This window comes from Myxococcus sp. CA051A (genome assembly GCF_013336705.1).
Taxonomy (GTDB): Bacteria; Myxococcota; Myxococcia; order Myxococcales; family Myxococcaceae; genus Myxococcus; species Myxococcus llanfairpwllgwyngyllgogerychwyrndrobwllllantysiliogogogochensis.
This window is the reverse complement of the sequence record NZ_JABUMS010000008.1, coordinates 32,013-52,452: the sequence shown is the minus strand read 5'-3', so window position 1 is coordinate 52,452 and position 20,440 is coordinate 32,013. Positions and strand designations below refer to the sequence as shown.

At 67.7% G+C, this 20,440-nt stretch carries 17 protein-coding genes and 1 pseudogene; 11 read left to right on the top strand and 7 right to left on the bottom strand.

The features are described from left to right. Positions 1 to 358 precede the first annotated feature (358 nt). The gene (locus HUA74_RS23120; protein ID WP_371817295.1) at positions 359 to 2,116 is read left to right on the top strand and encodes an invertase recombinase-like protein; all 1,758 of its coding nucleotides are present in this window, start codon (positions 359 to 361) and stop codon (positions 2,114 to 2,116) included. A gap of 79 nt (positions 2,117 to 2,195) precedes the next feature. Here the strand turns inward: HUA74_RS23120 and HUA74_RS23115 are convergent, their stop codons facing one another. Then, positions 2,196 to 2,714 (bottom strand): MarR family winged helix-turn-helix transcriptional regulator, encoded by a 519-nt coding sequence (locus HUA74_RS23115; RefSeq protein WP_141640302.1) that lies wholly within the window; start codon positions 2,712 to 2,714, stop codon positions 2,196 to 2,198. Positions 2,715 to 2,790: 76 nt separating this feature from the next. Between HUA74_RS23115 and HUA74_RS23110 the strand changes: the two genes are divergently transcribed. Beyond that, a complete protein-coding gene (locus tag HUA74_RS23110; protein ID WP_174456274.1) occupies positions 2,791 to 3,201 on the top strand; it encodes a VOC family protein in 411 nt (136 codons plus the stop codon). Positions 3,202 to 3,210: 9 nt separating this feature from the next. After that, positions 3,211 to 3,420, top strand: coding sequence for a hypothetical protein (locus HUA74_RS23105; RefSeq protein ID WP_174456273.1), 210 nt, complete (start codon positions 3,211 to 3,213; stop codon positions 3,418 to 3,420). A gap of 171 nt (positions 3,421 to 3,591) precedes the next feature. Here HUA74_RS23105 and HUA74_RS23100 read toward each other — a convergent pair whose 3' ends face one another. Beyond that, positions 3,592 to 4,275, bottom strand: coding sequence for a hypothetical protein (locus HUA74_RS23100; RefSeq protein ID WP_174456272.1), 684 nt, complete (start codon positions 4,273 to 4,275; stop codon positions 3,592 to 3,594). A 54-nt stretch (positions 4,276 to 4,329) separates the two neighbouring features. Here HUA74_RS23100 and HUA74_RS23095 point away from each other — a divergent pair, with 54 nt between their 5' ends. The 3 genes from HUA74_RS23095 to HUA74_RS23085 all read left to right on the top strand — a co-directional run bounded on the left by HUA74_RS23095 (position 4,330) and on the right by HUA74_RS23085 (position 10,265). Then, the gene (locus HUA74_RS23095) at positions 4,330 to 6,189 is read left to right on the top strand and encodes a hypothetical protein (RefSeq protein WP_174456271.1); all 1,860 of its coding nucleotides are present in this window, start codon (positions 4,330 to 4,332) and stop codon (positions 6,187 to 6,189) included. A 117-nt stretch (positions 6,190 to 6,306) separates the two neighbouring features. Further along, a complete protein-coding gene (locus HUA74_RS23090) occupies positions 6,307 to 7,203 on the top strand; it encodes a transcriptional regulator (RefSeq protein WP_174456270.1) in 897 nt (298 codons plus the stop codon). Beyond that, a complete protein-coding gene (locus HUA74_RS23085; protein ID WP_174456269.1) occupies positions 7,200 to 10,265 on the top strand; it encodes a serine/threonine-protein kinase in 3,066 nt (1,021 codons plus the stop codon). Before HUA74_RS23090 ends, HUA74_RS23085 begins: the two co-directional genes overlap by 4 nt. 75 nt (positions 10,266 to 10,340) lie before the next feature. Here the strand turns inward: HUA74_RS23085 and HUA74_RS23080 are convergent, their stop codons facing one another. After that, positions 10,341 to 12,713, bottom strand: a complete 2,373-nt coding sequence (locus tag HUA74_RS23080) for an excinuclease ABC subunit UvrA (protein ID WP_174456268.1) — start codon at positions 12,711 to 12,713, stop codon at positions 10,341 to 10,343. Between the two features lie 144 nt (positions 12,714 to 12,857). Here HUA74_RS23080 and HUA74_RS23075 point away from each other — a divergent pair, with 144 nt between their 5' ends. The 4 genes and pseudogenes from HUA74_RS23075 to HUA74_RS23060 form a co-directional block, all read left to right on the top strand. Then, on the top strand, positions 12,858 to 13,205 hold the full coding sequence (locus tag HUA74_RS23075; RefSeq protein ID WP_141640293.1) for a helix-turn-helix transcriptional regulator: 348 nt from the start codon (positions 12,858 to 12,860) through the stop codon (positions 13,203 to 13,205). Next, positions 13,192 to 13,737, top strand: coding sequence for an SRPBCC family protein (locus HUA74_RS23070; RefSeq protein ID WP_174456267.1), 546 nt, complete (start codon positions 13,192 to 13,194; stop codon positions 13,735 to 13,737). Before HUA74_RS23075 ends, HUA74_RS23070 begins: the two co-directional genes overlap by 14 nt. Positions 13,738 to 13,755: 18 nt before the next feature. After that, positions 13,756 to 14,154: a DoxX family protein gene (locus HUA74_RS23065; RefSeq protein ID WP_141640291.1), complete on the top strand. Its 399-nt coding sequence runs from the start codon at positions 13,756 to 13,758 to the stop codon at positions 14,152 to 14,154. Positions 14,155 to 14,179: 25 nt separating this feature from the next. Further along, positions 14,180 to 14,590: pseudogene (locus tag HUA74_RS23060) on the top strand (DUF1801 domain-containing protein); the annotation flags it as partial. 291 nt (positions 14,591 to 14,881) lie between these two features. Here the strand turns inward: HUA74_RS23060 and HUA74_RS23055 are convergent. The 4 genes from HUA74_RS23055 to HUA74_RS23040 form a co-directional block, all read right to left on the bottom strand. After that, complete coding sequence (locus HUA74_RS23055; protein ID WP_174456265.1) at positions 14,882 to 15,436, bottom strand: DUF1801 domain-containing protein; 555 nt, start codon at positions 15,434 to 15,436, stop codon at positions 14,882 to 14,884. 106 nt (positions 15,437 to 15,542) lie between these two features. Then, positions 15,543 to 16,478 carry an alpha/beta fold hydrolase gene (locus HUA74_RS23050; RefSeq protein WP_174456264.1) on the bottom strand — a complete coding sequence of 312 codons (936 nt, stop codon included), beginning with the start codon at positions 16,476 to 16,478 and terminating at the stop codon, positions 15,543 to 15,545. A 7-nt stretch (positions 16,479 to 16,485) separates the two neighbouring features. Continuing rightward, entirely contained in the window at positions 16,486 to 16,842 is a 357-nt protein-coding gene (locus HUA74_RS23045) for a MerR family transcriptional regulator (RefSeq protein WP_141640287.1), read from the bottom strand. A 94-nt stretch (positions 16,843 to 16,936) separates the two neighbouring features. Then, complete coding sequence (locus HUA74_RS23040; RefSeq protein WP_141640286.1) at positions 16,937 to 18,535, bottom strand: PKD domain-containing protein; 1,599 nt, start codon at positions 18,533 to 18,535, stop codon at positions 16,937 to 16,939. Positions 18,536 to 19,164: 629 nt separating this feature from the next. Here HUA74_RS23040 and HUA74_RS23035 point away from each other — a divergent pair. After that, entirely contained in the window at positions 19,165 to 20,391 is a 1,227-nt protein-coding gene (locus HUA74_RS23035) for a M56 family metallopeptidase (RefSeq protein ID WP_174456263.1), read from the top strand. Positions 20,392 to 20,440 lie beyond the last annotated feature (49 nt).

Below are 20,440 nucleotides of genomic sequence, written 5' to 3'. Positions count from 1 at the left end.
CTGCGTCAATCAGGCCTCGGGTCGAGGGCGTCGCCAATTCCTGCCAGGCTTGTCCTTGAGCTGATTCCAGATGGGAACGAGCGGCTCGGAACCGCATGGGGGCGCGGTTGGAGCGGGCTTGCTCCGTTGCGCCGCGCTGTGTCCGAGGCCAGCAGCACCGACCGTCCTGGCGAATCTCCCGAGTCGCGAACCCTCCAAGGGGCGCTCCCCTTGTGACCCCGGCGCCACCCGCGCTACTTGAAAATTGTGGTACGAGAGGAACTTTGCTGGGACCCGGAGGCTTGCTTTGACGTTGTTTCGAGGGTGTCTGACCGCGTTGCTGGTCTTGGTTGTTTCCTGTGGTGATTCAGAGCCTGGGGTGATTCCCGATGCGGGGGAGACCCGGACTGACGCGGGAAATGGGACGCCGGACGCGGGTGGTGGGACGCCGGACGCGGGTGATGGGACTCCGGATGCGGGCGAGGTGACGCCGGACGCGGGCGGAGACATTCCGGACGCAGGCGGAGAGCTTCCGGACGCGGGTGAGGTGACGCCGGACGCGGGCGGAGAGCTTCCGGACGCGGGTGAGGTGACGCCGGACGCGGGCGGAGAGCTTCCGGACGCGGGCGAGGTGACGCCGGACGCGGGCGGAGAGCTTCCCGACGCGGGCGAGGTGATGCCGGACGCGGGCGGAGAGCTTCCGGATGCAGGCGGTGAGCTCCCCGATGCTGGAGGTGAGACGCCGGACGCGGGTGGTGAGCTCCCCGATGCGGGTGGTGGGACGCCGGACGCCGGTGAGCCTCCCGTCGTGAGCGTCATCGACAACTGGGGCTTCGAGGTGTGGCCCGATGCGCTTCCGGCGCAGTGGTTCGGCAGCAAGTCGAATATCGATTCCGGCGCCGTGCAGAAGGTGACGACGAATGCCTTCGAAGGCGTGAACGCGGTCCGGCTGACCAACGCCTCTTCCACGCATCGGCGGTTCACGACGCTGGCGAAGTCGATGCCCGCCGGTCGCTACTCCTGCACCTTCCAGGCGCGGGGCACCGGCGACGTCCGGAATGCCTTCTTCGACGACGACTACTCCTCGTACTCGTCCTACACCTCCGTCGACACCACGGCGTGGACCCAGGTGACGTACAACTTCAACCTGGCGAGCGACGTCTTCGACACGTTCGAACTCATCTTCAGCGTTCGGAATACGAGCGGAGAGAACCTGCTCCTCGACGACGTGCGCTGCATGCGGGCGGCCGAACCGTGTGACGTGGTCAGCTGCGAGTCCTGGGAGCGGTGCGTGAATGCCTCCGCGACCTGCGAGCCGCTCTCGGGTCGCTGCAACATCGGCGGGGACTGCGCCGCGTGGGAGGCCTGTGATGACACCAACACGTGCGTGGTCGCCGAGGACCGCTGCGTCCGCCACGCCGATTGCGCGGAGACTCCGCAGACGCCGGTCTGCGAAACGAGCACGCACCTCTGCGTCGCCGGAGACCCTTGCGCTGGAGTCGTGTGCAGCAGCCCGGCGACCACCTGCAATCCCACGACGGGCGTGTGTGAGCTGGCCGAAGGCGCCTGCTTCACGACCCTCGACTGCGTCGGCGCCCTGCCGGCTTGTGACCCGACGACCCGCAGCTGCGTCCCCGCGGAGCACCCCGCGAACATCGTCCGCAACGGTGGCTTCGAGTCCTGGAACATCTATTCCATCCCCTACCAGGGGAACCATCTCATCCCTGACTACTGGTACGGCATCGACAACGGCATCGCGGACCCGGGCACGGAGATCAAGCCCACGCGTCTCGTGCGCTACCTCAACGCGGTGCACGGCGGTTCGACGGCGCTGCAGTTCGTCGTCCCCATCCAGGTCGCCGAGCGCTTCTCCACGGACAAGTTCAACGTCCCGAGCGGCAACTACTCCTGCTCGTACCGGGTGCGTGGCCACGGCAGCATCCGTCATCGCAGCTACTCGAGCGGAGGCTGGAGCCCGCAGACGGACTTCCTCGTCGTCGACAGTGACGAGTGGCAGCCGGTGTTCTTCCGCTTCACCGGCAACGTGCGCGACTGGCGCCTGTTCCTCTATCCGAGCCGGAGTGAAGCCGACCGCGACCACCTCCAGGTCGACGACGTCGTCTGCACGAAGGACTAGCGCCGCTGTCGCATGAGGGGGTCGAGCGCCGGTCGGGGTGGATGAACCCGACAGCGCTCGACCCTCTTTTCGTCGTGAGTCACCCGTCCTCGGTCTCCGCTGTCTCCAGGCTCAGCGTCAGCTTCCGCAGGAGCGAGGTCAGCGTCGCTCGCTCGTTGCGTGACAGGCCCGCGAGCAACCGGGCCTCGACGGCCATGTCGGCGCGGAACGCCGCCTCGGTGCGCTCACGGCCCTCCCGGGTCAACTCCACCGGAAGGCTGCGCGCGTCTCCCTCCGTCGCGGGGCGGCGAATCAAGCCCGCGCGGGTCAGCCGGGCCAGTCGGTCGGTCAGCCCCCCGGAGGAAATCATCAGCGACTTGTAGAGCTCCGTCGGGCGCATCCGGTAGGGCGGGCCCGAGCGCAGCAGCGCTGAAACGACGTCGAACTCGCCCGTGTCCAGGCCGTGCTCCTCGAACACCGCTTCGATGGGGGGCCGCACCCGCAGGGTGATGCGACGGGCCCGCCCCAGGATTTCCATCCCTTGGGTGTCGACGTCCGGAAGCTCCCGCTCCCACTGGCCCCGCAAGCGGTCGACATGGTCCTGGGTGCTCCTGCTCATTCGCGAACTCCAGATATCTTGACGTCGAGATAATTCGGCTGCATTGTCTCGACATCAAGATAATGGAGTTCCAGCGATGAGTCAGCGACCCTTCCAACCAGCCACGGTCGACCACCTGGTCCTGCGTGTCGCCGACGCGGCGCGCATGGCCTCCTTCTATCGGGACGTGATTGGCTGCACCGTCGACCGGGAGGTGCCGCACCTCGGCTTGACGCACCTGCGGGTGGGGACGGCGATGATTGACCTGGTGTCCCTGGATGGAAAGCTGGGGCGCGCGGGAGGCGCGGCACCGGGGCGTGAGGGTCGCAACGTCGACCACTTCTGCATCACCGTGCAGCCGTTCGACGAGGCGGCGATTCGCGCCCACCTGGCCGAGCAGGGGGTCGCCGTGTTCGCTCCTGGGGAGCGGTACGGTGCGACGGGTGAAGGCTTCTCGTTCTACATCCAGGACCCGGAGGGCAACACCATCGAGTTGAAGGGCGCATAGGCGTCGCGGATGCTCGCTCGACGCCGCGCCCGGCCCTCTGGAGCGCTGCCGCGTCAGAACCCGAAGAGGTTCGAGACTCCGTCCTTCTTGTCGGGGGACGCCGCGCTGGAGGACGAAGCCGGTGTCGTGGCGGGAGTGGACGCGGGGCGGTTGGAGACGCGCATGGGAGTGCTCCGGGGATGCGGTGGGGGATGGGGCCAGACGTCGTCCAGCCCGTGACGTGACCTCCCCTAAGGCACGGCGTGTGCCAGCCTCTCGCGGTCCCCCCAGTGTGCCGTTTCCCCTCTGAAGCGCTTCAGCCGGGACGGGCGCTGGAGCCCTGTGGCCGGTGACTGGAGCCATCGAGGGTGATGACCGCTGTCATCAGGCTCGATGAGGACTGTCCGGGCGTCAGCGAGGGGCCGCTGCGAGGGGCGCGGCCAGCCTCACGCGGAAGCCGAAGCCGACCCACAGGTGGAGGGTCCGCTCGCGGAGGCTCTCGCTTCCAGAGCCGGTGCTCAGGTCCACATCCAGCGTGCTGTATCGGCCGCCCGTGACATTGACGAAGAGCCCCGCCCAGAAGGCTCCGCCGAAGTTCCTGTCGAACCCTGCCTGGAGCGTGATTTCCGGCCCGGAGTACGTGATGTCGACGTCTCCAATCGAAAACGACGTTGTTTCGTGGCCGAGCGCCACCCCTGCCCAGGGTGAGTAGGGGCCGGCTGGATTCCAGTGGTAGTTGCCTTGAAGTCCGAAGCGCAGGTTGCTGCCTGGACACGCCTGGTCGGCGGAGCAGCGGATCCGCATCTGCGCGTGGGCGAGCTGAAGCCAGGGCCCCAACTCGACGTTCGGGCCGATTCGGACGGTGGGTTCCAGGATGGCGGCGAAGAGCCCCTTGTAGACCTCGTACAGGTAGAACGGCTCGGCGGAGCCATCCATGCGCCCGCCCGGCATGAGGTAGCCCCCGCGCGCGGAGATGGCGAGCCAGCGCGGAAAGCCCCCTTCGGGCTCCGCGTGTTCCTCCGCCAAGGTTGGAGAAGACACCAGGAGTGACAGCAGGACCAGCGCCTGCGCGGCGGGACGAGAGAGCGTTTGCATGCGCGGGTGTTTGGTTATTACGGTCACTCGACGGTCGTCAACCCAAGGTCTCCGGTGTCCCTCATTCGCTCTTTTTTCATCCCGCGCCTGTTCGCGCTGGTGGCCTGCGGCCTCTGGGTCGCCTGTGGTTTCCCCTCCGCCGAAGAAGACGCGCGCGTTTGCGCCGACGTGGAATGCAGCGCGGGACGCTGCGTCTCCGACGATGGCGCCCCCATGTGTCACTGCAGCGCATGGGAGGAGGCCTCCGGCCTCTCCTGCTTCATCTCCGCCTACAGGCAGCCTGACGACCACGGTGACGCCGTGGCGGCCGCCACGACGCTGGCTCCCTCGGTGGATTTCCACGACGCTGCCATCCAGCCTCCCTTCCGGGTGTGGAAGGACCAGGATGTCTTCGCCATGCCCACCCTGCCGGGCCATGGCCTTCGCTTCATCGTCCGGCCCGGCACCCTGGCCAAGGTGGCCGTGCGCCTGCTGGGTGCCTCGGGGCAGGTAATGAGTTCGCTGGTTGTCGTGGCTCGAGGCGGCGCCCACCTGGAGTTCACTTCCACGGAGGCGTCCCCCCGGTTCATCACGGTGGCCGCGGATGCGGACGGCGCTTCGGGGACGTATCTCTACCGTTTGGAAGACATGGGCAAGGATGCGAACGGTGACACACCCGCGACGGCGACACCGGTGGAGCTGACGAGTGCACCATTCCCTGTCACGCTCGAGTTCGACGACGACGAGGATGTCTTTACCTTCCGCACCGAGGCGGGCCAGGGCTTCCGATTCTCATGTGAGTCCGAGCGCACCTTCCTGACTCTGATGAATGGCGCGGGCGCCGTGTTGGAGAGCGGAGCGTCAGGAGGGGGAGTGGGTGGCAGCGTGGGCCACAAGAGTCCAGAGTCGAGCACGTGGTTCGTCCGCGTCTCCACCTCGAACGGCAGCCTGCCGGCCACCCTCTGCCAGTTGGACGACCTGGGGGTGGATGAACACGCGGATGCGCTTCCCGCCGCGACCCGACTGACGGACGGTGTCCCCGTGACGGCACGGCTTCAGGGCACCAACGACGTGGATGTCTTCTCCTTCTTCGCCACCGCGGGGGAAATCCATGACGTCAGGCTGACGCCCTCGCGTGTGGCGAACGTCAAGCTCACGGACGCGGACGGCACGACGCTGGCGGCGACCACCTCCAGCCGAATCGTCCAGGGCGCACCCACGACGGGGACGTATTACGTGCATGTCCAGAAGGATTCAGCCTGGGGGACGGACTTCCAGGTGGGAGTGGAGAACCTGGGGCCGGATGACCATGGTGGCACTCCCGAAACGGCCACTCGCGTCGCGGTGGAGGAGACTGTCACCGGGCTCATCCACAACGTGGCGGACCTGGATGCCTTCACGATTCCTCTCGAGGCGGATGGCGTGTACCGGCTCACCTGCACGCCCGGCTGCACGCTGTCGACGAGCGCTCCTGTCGCGTCCTTCCGCGTGCATCGTGCGTCCGGGGGTGGCACCTGGAACATCCACCTGCTGTCCTCGGGGGACGTCACCTTCACGATCAGCTCGCAGACTGCTCCTCTCTTCTTCACGTTCAAGATGGCGCGGGTGGGCACGGACGACCACGGCGATGACGCGGCCCATGCCACGCCGTTGACGCTCCCTGCGACAGTGGACGGCTCCTTCGAACTGGGGACGGACATCGACGTATTCGCCTTCGAGTCGGAGGCGAGCCGGACCTATGTCGTGGAGTCCAGGGCGGTGGGTCTCCGGATTCTGGACCCGAATGGCGCGGAGGTTCCCCTGCTGTTCGATGCGCCAACGGCGACCCGGCGCTTCACCGCCCAATCGTCGGGGACTTATGGCGTCGTGGCCACCTCTCCCGATCCTTTCGTGGGTGTTGCCAGGTCCTGGAGTTTCACCCTGCGCCTGCCGTGAGCTGTCGGGCGGCGGGGCGCTCCAGAAGCGCTGAACCGTCGTGGGTGTCGGTGGTAGCCTCCTGGGTGTGGGCCCCGGTTCCGTCGAATCGTGGGCTTGATGTCAGGAGTGCCTGGGATGCATGGGGCTGACGCCGAGTCCTTCGAGCTGGTGGTGCAGTCCGCCGGCGAGCAGTCCTCCCTCCGTCTTCGAGAGGCTCCGGGAGCCCGAGCCGCAGTGGCGCGAGCCGTCTCCCAGGCCGCCGCCCTCCGCTCCGCCGCGCCCCAGCCGAGCACCTTCGCGCGTCACCTCGGGGCCCAGCTTTCACGGGCGCCGGACCCGATGCGCGCGCTGGAGCGACTGCATGCCCGGGACCTCGCGCTCGCGCTCTCCTGCGCGCAGGGGCTGCCAGCGGCTTGCGAGCTCCTGGAGCAGGAGGTCCTCCTCAAGCTGCGCGTCCCCCTATCGCGCATCCATCCCTCACCGGCGTTCGCCGACGAGGTACTGCAGGTGCTCCGGGCCAACCTCCTGATGCCTCGCGAGGAGGCACCCTCACGGTTGCTTGGCTACTCGGGTATGGGCCCGCTGCTGCACTGGGTGAGCATCTCCGCGGTGCGGCTCGCGCTGCGGATGCGCAAGGCGCAGGGTGAAGAGTCACACGTCGAAGCGGAGGTGCTCGCCGCACATCCCGCCCCGGGTGGGTTGGAGCTGGGCTTCGTCCGGGAGGAGGCTCGGGGGCATGTGCGCGCGGCCTTCATCCGGGCGGTGGCCTCGCTGGACGACGAGGACCGGGAGCTGCTGCGACTGCACTTCGTCGAGCGCCTCTCCCTGGAGCGAATGGGCGCGCTGTTCGACCTGCACAAGTCCACGCTCTCACGCAGGCTCTCCGCGGTGCAGACGCTGCTGGAGAAGCGCACGCGGCGCGCGCTCGCCGAGCGTCTGTCTCTGCCCGAGCCGGAAGTCGACAGCCTGATGCGCGCCATCCATGGCCGGTTGGACCTGAGCCTCTCGGGTCTGCTGGCGGTGCGCGAATGAGCTGCCCGGACGAGAACACGCTCTCGGGTTATGCGAATGGCGCGTTGGACTCGGAGGGCACGGCGGTCGTGCGCCAGCATGTCGCGGGCTGCTCGGAGTGCCGGAGCGTGCTCGCCGCGCTGGGCGGACTCGAGGCGCCTCCACCGCTGGTCGACACGGGGCTGCTCGTCTCCGGCGCGCGCGTGGGGCGGTACATGGTGCTCGGTCTGCTTGGCGAAGGAGGCATGGGGCGCGTCCATGCCGCCTATGACCCGGAGCTGGACCGCAAGGTGGCGCTCAAGCTGCTGAACCTCGCGAGGCTGGGGGTGGACTCCCTGGCCCAGGCGCGTCAGCGACTGGAGCGCGAGGCCCGCACGATGGCCCGGCTGTCGCATCCCCATGTTGCCCACTTGCACGACGTGGGCGAGTTCCAGGGGCAGCTCTTCCTGGTCATGGAGTTGGTCGAGGGCGGCACGCTCCGGCGGTGGTTGGCGGAGAAGCCGCGCACGCGCCGGGAAATCCTCGCGCGCTTCATCCAGGCGGCGGATGGGATCGCGGCGACGCACGCGCTGGGCATCATCCACCGCGACTTCAAGCCCGACAACGTCCTGCTGACGCGCGATGGTCAGGTGCGCATCACCGACTTCGGCCTGGCCAACGCGGCGGGTGCCCTGGAGCCTCTTCGAGAAGACGAGGCTCCAGTCCCTGGTGGAGAGTCGCTCACTGTCACCGGGGCGTTCCTGGGGACGCTCGCGTATGGCGCGCCGGAGCAGCTCCGCGGAGAGCGGGGGGATGCTCGCTCGGACCAGTTTGCCTTCTGCGTCGCGCTCTACGAGGCGCTCAACGGGCAGCGGCCCTTCGAGGGCGCCACGCGCGAGGAACTCCTGTCGTCCATGCAGCGCCAGGAGGTTCGTCCCGAGACGCGGGGCGTGCCCTCGTGGCTCAAGGCCGTGGTCCGGCGTGGACTCTCCGTGGACCCGTCGCGGCGTTTCGAGTCCATGCAGGTGCTGCGGGCCCAGCTCTCACGGGAGGTGGTGGCCTGGAAGCGCATCGCCGCCACGGCTGTGCTCGCGGGAGGCGTGGTGGGGCTGGGGTTCGTCGTGCTGGGGCCTTCAGCGGCGCCACCGAGCGAACTCTGTCAGGGCAGTGAGCGGCACCTCGCGGGCATCTGGGATGTGTCCGTGCGTGAGTCCACACATCTGGCCTTCCTGAGGACGGAGGACCCTTCTGCCGAAGCCTCGTTCCAGGCCGTAGCCTCATCACTGGAGCGGTGGACCCGGGACTGGACACACGCGCATCAGTCCGCGTGCGAGGCGACTCGCGTCTTCGGTGAGCAGTCGGAGGCAGTGCTCGGGCTTCGGATGACGTGTCTGGACCAGCGGCTGGGAGAGCTGTCTCGGCTGACGGTGGTGCTGCAGGGAGCGGACGCGCGGACGGTGGAGCGGGGCTTCGGGCTGGGCGCCTCGATTGGCGGCGTGGGCCGATGCGCGGACGTGCGCACGTTGCAGGAGGCCGTGTCTCCACCGGAAGACCCGAGGGTGCGCGCGGAGGTGGACGCGGTGCGCACGGAGCTGGCGCGGGCGAACGCGGAGTTGCTCGCGGGCCATACACCGGAGGCGCTGCGAATCGCGCTGCCTGCCCGGGAGCGCGCGCTCGCCACCCGGCATCGCCCCCTGGAAGCGGAGGCGCATCAGCTCTGCGCGCTGTTGCAGGAGGATGCGGGAGCGTTCGAGGACGCGCGAGCGTCGCTGGCCCAGGGCTCGCTGGCGGCCGAGGCGGGGCGACACCTGGGTGTGCTCGCGCGGGTGCTGAAGTCGCAGGCATGGCTGCATGGATATGGCCTGGGGCGCACCCCGGAGGCGTGGCCCTTCCTCCAGCGCGCCCGTGCCGTGGCGGAGACGCTGCGTGACGCCGAGTTGGACACGATGTTGGACAACGTGCAGGCGGAGCTGCTGGAGCAGGAGGGCCGCTTCTCGGAGGCGGAGCCGCTCTTGCGTGCGTCGCTGGAGACCGTCACCGCGCGCGGACAGACGCACGCGCGCGCGGAGCTGAGTGGTCGGCTGGGCCTGCTGGCCCGGCAACAGGGGCGCCTGCTGGAGGCGAAGCGTTGGCAGGAGGAGGCGCTGCGGCTCCATGAGGAGCACTTTGGTCCGGTGCACCGGGACACGGGACGGGCCCTGGCGAACCTGGGTGGCACCCTGGCCCTGCTGGGTGAGTTGACGAGGGCCGAGGCGGTCCTCCAGCGGGCGCTCGGAATCCTTCGCCGGACGCTGGGCGAGGAGAACCTGTCGGTGGCCCGGACGTTGTCCAACCTGGCCCTCGTCTACTTCGAGTGGGGACATGGGGCCCAGGCGCGCAAGGCCGCGGAGGAGAGCTGGGCAGTGGCGCGCGCGAGCGTGGCCGCGGACAGCCCGGTGTTGATGGGGATGGAGTCGAACCGACTCGGCGTCCTGGGAGAGCAGGGCGAGCGCCCGCTGGAGCTGGCGCACGTGCGACGCGTCCTGGCGCATCGAGAGCGCGTCTACGGCGCCTCACACCCGGAGGTGGCCCTGGATGTCCACGAGGTGGGCAGGCTGCTGCGTCTGCTGGGGCGTCCGGACGAGGCGCGAGGTTTTCATGCGCGCGGCGTCTTGCTCCAAGCGCCCCTGGTCGCCAAGGGCGAGGTGGATGGTGCAGGGCTGCGTGCCCTGGCGGATGCCCTCCTCTTCCTGGGGCGGGTTGACGAGGCCCGGGGGCATGTGGAGCGGGCGCTCGCGAGCATGGAGCGGGACTTGGGGTCTTCGTCGTCCGAGCGCATCGAGGCGTTGCTCCTCCAGGGGGACGTCCACCTCGCGCGGGGCCAGCCCGCCGAGGCACTGGTGCCGCTGCGAACCGCGCTGGAGGTACTCACGGCGCGGCAGGTGGTCTCCGCGCGTGTCCCGAGAGTGCGTCGTCGGCTCGCGCGGGCGCTCCGGCTGACGGGTGCGGTGGATGAAGCCTGCGTAGAGGCTCGGCGCGCCTGGGAGGAGCTGTCCGTCTGGAGTAAGGCCTACGCTCAGGAGACGGCGGAGGCGCGAGCCGAGCTGGGGCGCTGTCGCGGGTAGCCGCTTCAAGGGGAGCGACATCAACGGCGAGGGGGCGCGGTCATCACCCGCGCCCCCGTGGTCCACGACTCCTCGTCAGCGGATGTACGTCGCGAGGTGCTCAGCGGTCAGCGTCGAGCGCGCCGCGACCAGGTCGGCCGGGGTGCCCTCGAAGACAATCTTCCCGCCCTCGTGGCCCGCGCCCGGTCCCAGGTCGATGATCCAATCGGCGTGCGCCATGACCGCCTGGTGGTGCTCGATGACGATGACCGACTTGCCGGAGTCGACCAGCCGGTCCAGCAGCCCGAGCATCTGCTCGACGTCGGCCAGGTGCAGTCCGGTGGTCGGTTCATCCAGCACGTAGATGCCTCCGTCGGTGCCCATGTGTGTCGCGAGCTTCAGCCGCTGCCGCTCGCCACCCGACAGCGTCGTGAGCGGCTGGCCGAGCCGCAGGTAGCCGAGCCCGACGTCGGCCATGTGCGTGAGAATCTCATGCGCGGCCGGCGTCTTCGCCGCGCCGGAACCGAAGAATGCGACCGCGTCCTTGACGGGCAGGTCGAGCACCTCGGCGATGTTGAGCCCGCCGAGCTTGTATTTCAGCACCGCCGCCTGGAACCGTCGGCCCTCGCAGTCCTCGCAGGGCGTGCTGATGCCGGCCATCATCGCCAGGTCGGTGTAGATGACTCCGGCGCCGTTGCACGTGGGGCAGGCGCCCTCGGAGTTGGCGCTGAACAAGGCGGGCTTCACGCCGTTGGCCTTCGCGAACGCCTTGCGAATGGGCTCCAGCATGTCCGTGTACGTCGCGGGGTTGCTCCGCCGCGAGCCCCGAATCGGGGCCTGGTCGACCGACACCACTCCGTCCCTGCCCGACACCGAGCCGTGAATCAGGGAACTCTTTCCCGACCCGGCCACGCCCGTCACCACCACCAGCACACCGAGCGGGATGTCGACGTCGACCTTCTTCAGGTTGTGGGAGCTGGCGCCGCGGATTTTCAGCGCCCCCGACGACTTGCGCACCGACGGCTTCAACGCAGCCCGGTCGTCCAGGTGCCGTCCGGTCAGCGTCTTGCTGGCCCGCAGCGCGGCGACGGTGCCCTCGAACACCACCTCACCACCGGCGGTTCCAGCCCCAGGGCCCAGGTCGACGACGTGGTCGGCGATCTCGATGACCTCCGGCTTGTGCTCCACGACGAGCACGGTGTTGCCCTTGTCGCGCAGCCGCAGCAGCAGGTTGTTCATCCGCTGGATGTCGTGCGGGTGCAGGCCGACCGTCGGCTCGTCGAACACGTACGTCACGTCCGTGAGCGCGGACCCGAGGTGACGAATCATCTGCGTGCGCTGGGCTTCACCGCCCGACAGCGTCCCCGACGGCCGGTCCAGGCTCAGGTAGCCCAGGCCAATCTCCACGAACGAGTCGAGCGTCTGCCGCAGCGTCGCCAGCAACGGCGCGACGGACGGCTCGTTCAGCCCGCGAATCCACTCGGCCAGGTCGCTGATCTGCATCGCGCAGGCGTCCGCGATGTTGATCTTCTTGATTTTGGAGGACCGGGCGGCTGCGTTGAGCCGGGTGCCGCCACACTCGGGACAGGGGGTGAACGTCACCGCCCGCTCCACGAACGCACGGATGTGCGGCTGCATCGCCTCCTTGTCCTTGGTCAGGAACGACTTCTGGATTCGCGGAATCAGGCCCTCGTAGGTCAGGTTGATGCTCTCGAACTTCACCTTGATGGGCTCGTGATGGAGGAAGTCGTGGAGCTCCTTCTTCGTGTACTTCCGAATGGGCTTGTTCGGGTCGACGAAGCCCGAGGCCGCGAAGATGCGCACCTGCCAGCCGTCGGGGGTGTACCCAGGAATCGTGAGCGCGCCCTCGGCGAGCGACTTCGTGTCGTCGTACAACTGCGCCAGGTCGATATCCGTTATCGAGCCCATGCCCTCGCAGCGCGGGCACATGCCGCCGGCGGCCGTGAACTCGCGCTTCTCGGTCTTCCCGTCGCCCTTCTCGACTGAAACCTCTCCGACCCCTCGGACCGACGGGATGTTGAAGGAGAAGGCGTTGGACGAGCCGATGTACGGCTTGCCGAGGCGGCTGAACAGCACCCGCAGCATCGCGTTGGCGTCGGTCGCCGTGCCGACCGTCGAGCGGGAGTTGGCGCCCATCCGCTCCTGGTCGACGATGATGGCCGGCGTCAGCCCCTCCAGGACGTCGACCTCCGGCCGGCCCAGGCTCGGCATGAACCCCTGCACGAACGCGCTGTAGGTCTCGTTGATGAGCCGCTGCGACTCCGCGGCGATGGTGCCGAACACCAGCGACGACTTGCCCGAGCCCGACACGCCGGTGAACACCGTCAGCCGTCGCTTGGGGAGCTCGACGCTCACGTCCTTCAAGTTGTTCTCACGTGCGCCCCGGACGCGAATCAGGTCGTGGCGGTCCGCGGGAGGCTGGCTGGGGGAGGGCTTGCGCTCAGTCATGGCTTGGGAACCAACGGCAGTGGGGTGGGGTGTGGGACATCCGAACGGTCTGGCCGTCCGGCCGCTCAGCTTCTACGTCGACCGGCGGCTGACGGCGAGTAATATGCCTTGACGGGTATATACCTCAATGGGTATATATTGGGCGTGGAATCATCGTTCGCCATCATCGCGGAGCCTCACAGACGGGCCATCCTGAGCCTGCTGCTCTCGTCGGAGCGCTCCGTGGGCGACATCGAGCGCGAGCTTCGATTGTCGCAGCCGTCCGTCTCCAAGCACCTGCGGGTGCTGCGGGACGCCGGGTTCGTGGAATCACGTATCGAAGCGCAGCGTCGCCTCTATCGATTGAGACCGGAGCCGCTCATGGAACTCGACGAATGGCTGATTCCCTTCAGGCGCTTCTGGTCGAAGCACCTGGATGCGCTGGAGCAGCACCTGGACAAGATGGACAAGGTTCCTCCTGTGAAAGGAAAGAAGAAACATGAGCAGCCGTGAGCACTACATGCCGGGTGCCGCTACTGGTGCCAGGGTTCAGAAAGAGGGAGAGAAGTGGACGCTCGTGGTCGTGCGCGACCTCTCCCATCCTCCCGAGAAGGTCTGGCGGGCCATCACCCAGCCCGAGCATCTGCGCGAATGGGCGCCGTTCGACTCTGACCGGAACCTGGGGAGCGTGGGCACCGCGAAGCTGTCGACCGTGGGAGCTCCGAAGCAGATGGTCGCCGAGACGCAGATCAAGCGGGCCGACGAGCCTCGGCTGCTCGAATACAGCTGGGGAGGGCAGGACCTCCGCTGGGAATTGGAGCCGCAGGGGGCCGGCACCCGGCTCACGCTCTGGCACAACATCAACCGTGGCTTCATCTCGATGGGCGCCGCGGGATGGCACATCTGCTTCGATGTGATGGATCGGCTGCTCGCGGGTCAGCCCATCGGACGCCTCGTGGGTCCTGACGCCATGCGGTTCGATGGCTGGCAGCGCTTGAACGTCGAGTACGCCAAGCAGTTCGGCGTTGAAGCTCCCTCCTTCTAACCCCCGTTGGACATGAACATGCACCGCTCAAAAGGTATCGTCATTGGCTTCTGGGTCGTCACCGCGCTGCTCTGCCTGCAGATGGGCTTCACCGCCTACGCGCAGCTGAGCATGCCGGAGGTGGCGGAGGCGATTGCCCAGCTCGGCTTCCCTCACTACTTCCGCAAGGAACTCGCGTGGGCCAAGTTGCTCGGCGTGGTGCTGTTGCTCGCGCCGGTGCCGGCGCGGCTCAAGGAGTGGGCCTATGCGGGCTTCGCCTACACCCTCGTCTCGGCGCTCATCGCCCACCTCGCGATGGGACACGGCCCGGAGTCGTGGATCTACGCGGTGGTCACCGGCGTACTCTGGGGGCTCTCGTACTTCTTCTGGCGCCGCCTGCAGGCCCCGTCCGTTGGGCTCCGCCCGGCGACCGCCTGAGCGCTGGAATTTCTAGGAGGAGACCATGAAAAAGCCCGTCGCGAGTGAAGGCCCGTCGGCATCGGAGCTCATCTCGCAGAGAATCGTCGACCTTGGGGGCTGGCGTGGGGAGACCCTCGCCAGGATGCGCAAGCTCATCAAGGATGCGGACCCGGACGTCGTCGAGGAGTGGAAGTGGATGGGCACTCCGGTCTGGTCGCACGACGGCATCATCTGCACGGGCGAGTCCTACAAGGAGGTCGTGAAGCTGACCTTCATCAAGGGCGCCTCCCTGATGGACCCGGGCGGGCTCTTCAATTCGAGCCTCGAAGGGAATACGCGCCGCGCCATCGACATCCGCGAAGGAGAGAAGGTGGATGCGGCCGCGTTCAAGATGCTCATTCGCCAGGCGATCGACCTCAACAGCGAGGGCAAGGCGAAGCCTTCGAAGGCGAAGCCAGTGGTGAAGGCCAGTCCCGCGAAGGCGAAGCCGGTAGTGAAGGCGAAGCCCGCGAAGGCGAAGGCGGTGGTGAAGGCGAAGCCCTCGAAGGCGAAGGCGAAGCCGGCGGTGAAGGCCAGGCCCTCGAAGAAGGCGAAGTCCTGAGGGATTCCGCCCCTGCGTGGTTCCGCACGGGGCGCCTCATTTCGGGTCTGGAGAAGAGGCTGAGCGGATGAGGTCGGACACGCCGCCGCTGATGAAAGAGGCGGCGGCGTTCGCGCTGATTTCAGGAGCGGCGCGGGTGGCCGCTCACATCCGTTCGCCAGGCAATTTGCTGGCTTGCTTCACCCACCTGGCGAACTGAGCTTCGTCGAGCGGAGTGTCCTCGCGGATGTCGAGGTAGCGCGTGTCCTGGCTCTTGGATTCGCCCGGGGGGAGAGGACGCAGCGAGGTGCCGCGGAAGAACGCCACCTTGACGTACTTCGCGAAGCAATGGACGCCAAGGAACCAGCCCTGGTCTTCGACTCCGTACATCGGCGAGTTCCATTTGACCGCCTTGCTGACGCCGGGGACGGTGCGCGAGATGAGCGCGTCGAGGCGGTGCCCGACGTTGCGTTTCCAGCCCGGCATGGCCGCGATGTAGGCCTGCACGGGGGCGTCGCCGTAGCCCTTCGCGATTTGAGGATTGCCGCCGGAGAGGAGGCGAGGCTCCTTGGCGCTCTTGCGCGGGGCCGGGGTGGCTTTGGGCGCCGCACGGCGTGCCGGTGATTTCTTCGCCGGGGCCTTCGTGGGCTTGGGCTTGCTGGCTTTGGCGGCGGTCTTCTTGGCGACCTTCGCCGACTTCCGGGGTGTCTTGCCGGCCATTGTGCTCCCTCCTGGACCTCGGTGGCTTTGACGCACGTCATTCCAACGACTGGAGGATAAGCCTCGCGGCCCAGGCTGCCGAGGGCAACCTTCACTTCAGCTCAGCTCAGCGCAGACCGTCCAGGAGCGCGGCGAGCGCCTCGGGCTGCGACGCGAATGGCGAGTGCGAGGCCTCCAATGACTCGACGGTGAAGGCATTGCCGGGCGTGAAGGCGTTGGCCTCGCGAATCATCAACTCCTGGAGCGCCGGTGCCAGTGCGCGGTCCTGGGTGCAGCGAAGATAGCTGCGAGGAATCCGGCCCCAGCGCGCCGGGGTGGCTCCCACCTTGGCGGTCCAGAGCGACAAGGGGAGGTCCGGCGTCAGGGAGAGCGCGAAGGGCAGGAAGTCCACCAGGGGCACGTCCTGGTAATACGCCTCGCGAAGGGCCTCCAGATAGTCCGTGCCTCCGCGAGGGTTGATGCGCACCGCGCCCAGCTTCCCCGGGTCCCCGAGGAACAGCGTCTCCCCGTAGCCGGTGCGCGCCTCGGGCAGTTCGTTGTAGCCACTGGGGCTTCCCAGTCGCAGGGGGCAGTACGCGCTCAGGTAGACGAGCCGGCCGATGTGCTGTGGCGCCAGCTCTCCCGCCCGGGTGATGACGGCGCCGCCCACGCTGTGGCCCACGAGGACGGGCTTCGTCCCGCCCGCCCCCTGTCGCAGCTTCTCCATCGCGGTGACCACGGCGACGGCGCAGTCCTCCAAGGTGAGGTCCGCCTGTGGTGAGCGCTCCTCGAGGAGCTTCGCCGCGTCGCCCGTCACGTAGGCCGAGGGAAACCGCGCATTGAGTCCGTGTCCGGGCAGGTTGATGGCCACCACCTGGTGGCCTCGCGCGGAGAGTGCCTCCGTGAGGCGTGCCCAGTGGAGGGCGTTGTGCCAGGCGCCATGCACCAGGAGGAACGAGCGACGGGGTTGCTTGCCCCGCTCGGACGCGGCGGCGAGGGCGCCTTGCATCGGGAGCATGCCCGCGCCCAGGAGGGCGGTCTTCATCAGGTCGCGACGATGCATGAGGTCCTCATTTCGTGGAGCGGGCATTCGCGCCCAGCGCGCGAGCGAGCCGGTCTCGACGGCCCGCGAGCTCCAGGAGTTGCTGGTCGAACTCCGCCAGCCGCTTGCGGTGGAGCGCGAGCGCCTGCGGACAGATGGCATGCGTGACGTCGCGGAGCATGCAGGGGGGAAAGGTGGCGATGTCCCCCAGGGAGAAGCCCAGCCGGATGAGGTGGGCCACCTGCATCACCCGGGGCACCGACTCCCCATCGAAATCCCGGTAGCCATTCGCGCGTCGATTCGACCTGAGGAGCCCTGTCTTCTCATAGTGGCGGATGGAGCGCGCACTGCAGCCCGTGCGCCTGGCGAGTTCTCCGATGTTCATCCGGCTCTCTTGGAAACGAACGCTAGCCCCTGACACCAGTGTCAAGGTCAAGACCCGCGACGGTGCGTCGCGGGTCGGCTTCCTCTTCGAGAGCTTAGCGAACCTCGAACTCGTAGATTCGCGTCGCCGGGTCTCCATTCTGGGTGGGCGTCGTCACGTTGAGCTTGATGTAGCGCGCCGACGTCGAGGTGATGGCGTGCGTGGAGCTGCTGGCGGTGTTGGTGCTCACCGTGACGGGCGTGCTCCAGGTGGTCCCGTTGCTCGACGTCTGGATGGTGAACGCCTGGGTGTTCCAGCTCGTGTTCTCACCCCCGGCCCCCGCGTGCTTGAGGGTGAAGCTGCTGACCGTCTGGGCCGAGCCCAGGTCCACCTGCATCCACGCCGGCGAGACCAGTGAGCAGAACTTGTCGGTGGTGCCGCCCGAGACGCTGCCGTTGACCGCCTTGGCCGCGGACTCGTTGCTGTTGCAGGCGGCCGAGCTGGTGGTGGGCTTGTTCAACGCCAGATTGGCGACGCCCGCGCCGACCGAGACCGTCTGGCTCTTGGTATTACTCGCGCCGCCGTTGTCGGTGACGGTGAGGGTGACGTTGTAGTTGCCGGCACTCGCATAGGTGCGCGAGGGGTTCGTCGCGGTGGAGGTGCCGCCGTCGCCGAAGTTCCAACTGCGCGAGGTGATGGTGCCGTCGGCATCGGTGGACGAGTCGCTGAAGGTCGCGGTGAGGCTGCTGACGGTGACGCCGAAGTTCGCCACCGGCGGGGTGTTGCCGCTGACCGCGGTGTTGATGGCCGCCGCGTACTGCGCGCTCGTGCCCTGCGCGGAGCACCGCTGGATGTCGTCGTACAACCACATGAAGCCGCCGCGAATGCCAGCGCTGGTCTTCCAGCCGCTCATCCGGCTCTGCACCGAGGCCGGGCTGTCGCCCGAAGTGCAGCCAGTGCCATGCCTGGACCACAGGCCCGGGTCGACCGTCATGCCCATCGCGGTGTTCCAGCTCGCCGGGTTGTTGCCGGCGCCGCCGTCGTACACCTGAAGGTAGATTCTATCGACGGCACTGCCCAGGTTGTCCTTGAGGCTCCGCCAGAACGTCTGCTGGGTGTAAGGCGCGAAGGTGATTTTGTAACCCTGGCCGATGAGCATCTGCCCGAAGGTCGTCGTCGGAGCCAGGGCGTAGGCGCTCTCGTCGTCGAAGTTCACCGCGTCGGCGCCGGTGGCGGCCTTCAGCGCCTGGAAGTTCCTGTACAGGATGCTGTTGCTGCCGGTGCCGCAGACGAGGGTGGTGCCGCAGCCGGCGGCGGTGCCATTGACCAGTCTGGCCATGCGCTCGAAGTCCGGAACGCTCCATGCGCCGATGGACACCTCGATGCGATTCACCGAGGTCGGCGCGGTCTTGAGCGTTGCCAGGCGTGTCGGCCACGCGGCATCACCCATGTATGCGCCGTTCCTGACCACGGGGATGTCGTTGTAGACGAGGTCGCCGTTGTCCTCGATGTGGAAGCTCCACAGGATGATGGTGGTGAAGCCCGAGGCGCGCAGGTCGTCCATCACCGCGGTGCCGCCGGAGTAGAACGGGCCACCGCCGTAGACCGCGGAGGCCGCGCTGGCGTCCGGTGCGGCGACGGCCAGGGCGAGGGCGGCGAGTGCTGGCAACAGGCGGCGGGAGAGGGGTGGCGCTGACTGGCTTGGTTTCGACATGGATGGCTCCTCGGCATTGAGCGTCGCGAACGACGCAATGGACGGCGATGCGCGTCTGCCTGTGAGAGCCATTGCGCTCGCTCACACCAGCAGGCGCTCCGGGTCGCCAGCGTCGGCGACATGCCAACCTTGGGAGCGGCGATTTCGCCATGTCAATCTTTGGAGCGATTCAAGTCAGGCAAGAACGTTGAAGCATGGGCGTTGGTAGGGTTTTCCCCGAACAATCGAGTCACGACGATGGAGTTCCGGACCGCGGGTCACCAAACGTTTCAGGCGATGAGAGCGGCTCGCCATCTGCGTGAGTCGATCCCACTCTGTTGAGTTCCTCGATGCGCGATACCGCGACCATCGCGTTGATTCGCTTGCGCACCGCAAGGGGCATTCTGAATGGACTGACAAGGGCGAGGTGGCGCTGGGAGGAGCTCAGTCGCGCAAGCAGCTCGGCTCCGGAGATGACTTGACTACGGCTGTAGTCACGCGTACGTTCTGACTACAGATGTAGTCATGGCGACTGTGGGAGAGCGGGTGATGGAGTGGCCGCGGACGAAGGGGCACCTCACCCGGTTCTCGGAAGCTCCAGGACGTCGTGGCCCGGCTGAACTCTCGGAAGCAGGGGAAGGAGTGCGCCCATGGGTGCTGAATGGCTGACGGACTTCAGCTGGGGGTTTTCCACACTGGAGTGTCTGTGGCGGGCTTCCTGGCAGGGTGCGCCGTGGGCCGCGCTGGTCTGGGGGCTGTCCCACGCAGTGCCGCGCATGCCCTCCGCCCTGCGCGCGGGACTGTGGTGGCTGGTTTCCCTCAAGTTCGTGCTGTCCCTGGGGGCGTTGAGCCCGGTGCAGCTTCCTCTCCTGCCCACGCTGATTCCGGGACGAGTGGAGTCGATGGGGCCGGAGGAGAACGTGGCCACTCCGGACACCATGGCTCTCATGGGCGATGGAGTGCCCTGGCGACATGGGGGCGCGGCGGTGCTGCTCGTTGCGTGGGGATTGGGAATCGCCTGGCAGCTCAAGGGGCATGTGCGAGCCTGGAGTCGCATGCGTCGCCTGCGCCTTCGCGCGATGCCCCTTCGCCAACCGGACATCGAGAAGGCCATCAGCGAGCTCGCCTCCGCCGCGGGACTGCGCCGAGTGCCCTGTCTCCTGATGTCCGATGAGATGGCGAGCCCTCTGGCCACGGGGCTGATCTCCCCGGTGATTGTTCTGCCCGCGCAGGCGGTCCGGTGCCTGGACCTGGAATCAGTGCGGATGGCAGTGGCTCATGAGTTGGCCCATTTCCAGCGCCGCGACCTGTGGTTTGGCTGGGTTCCGGCACTCGCGGAGAGCGTCCTCTTCTTCCACCCGCTCGTACGCAAGACAGCCCAGGAGTATGCGCTGGCACGAGAGGAGGCCTGTGACGCCGAAGCCCTCCGCCTCACGGGGGCCGCGCCCGGTGATTATGGCCAGCTCCTCCTCACCTTTGGCGTCACCCGCACCCACGGCACCGCCGCTGTGCTCGGTGCCTCAACTCACATCCACACGCTGCACAGGAGGTTGTCCATGCTGGAACACGTCGATGTCTCCACTCCGCGACGCCGTACTTCGTTGCGAGTGGCGCTGCTACTCCTTGGCCTCGCGGTCCTCTTGCCGGTCCAACTGGTCGCACGCGAGCAGACAGCGTCGCCGCGGGCTCGCTCGGACTCGGCCGCGCCAGAGGTCGCGACTCCGGCTGTCGTCGCCACGAAGGTGTCGGCGGCTCCCATCCCTTCCGCCCCGCCTGCCGCACCGAGCCTCAATCCCGCCCCGGTTCCCTCTGCGCCCAGCCTTCCCTGGTCACCCGACGACGCGCTGTGGTCACCCGATGGACCCGATAGATGCTGAAGGACCTCCCTTGAGGGGAATGGGCCCGGGCTCGAGGCCCGGGCCTGGT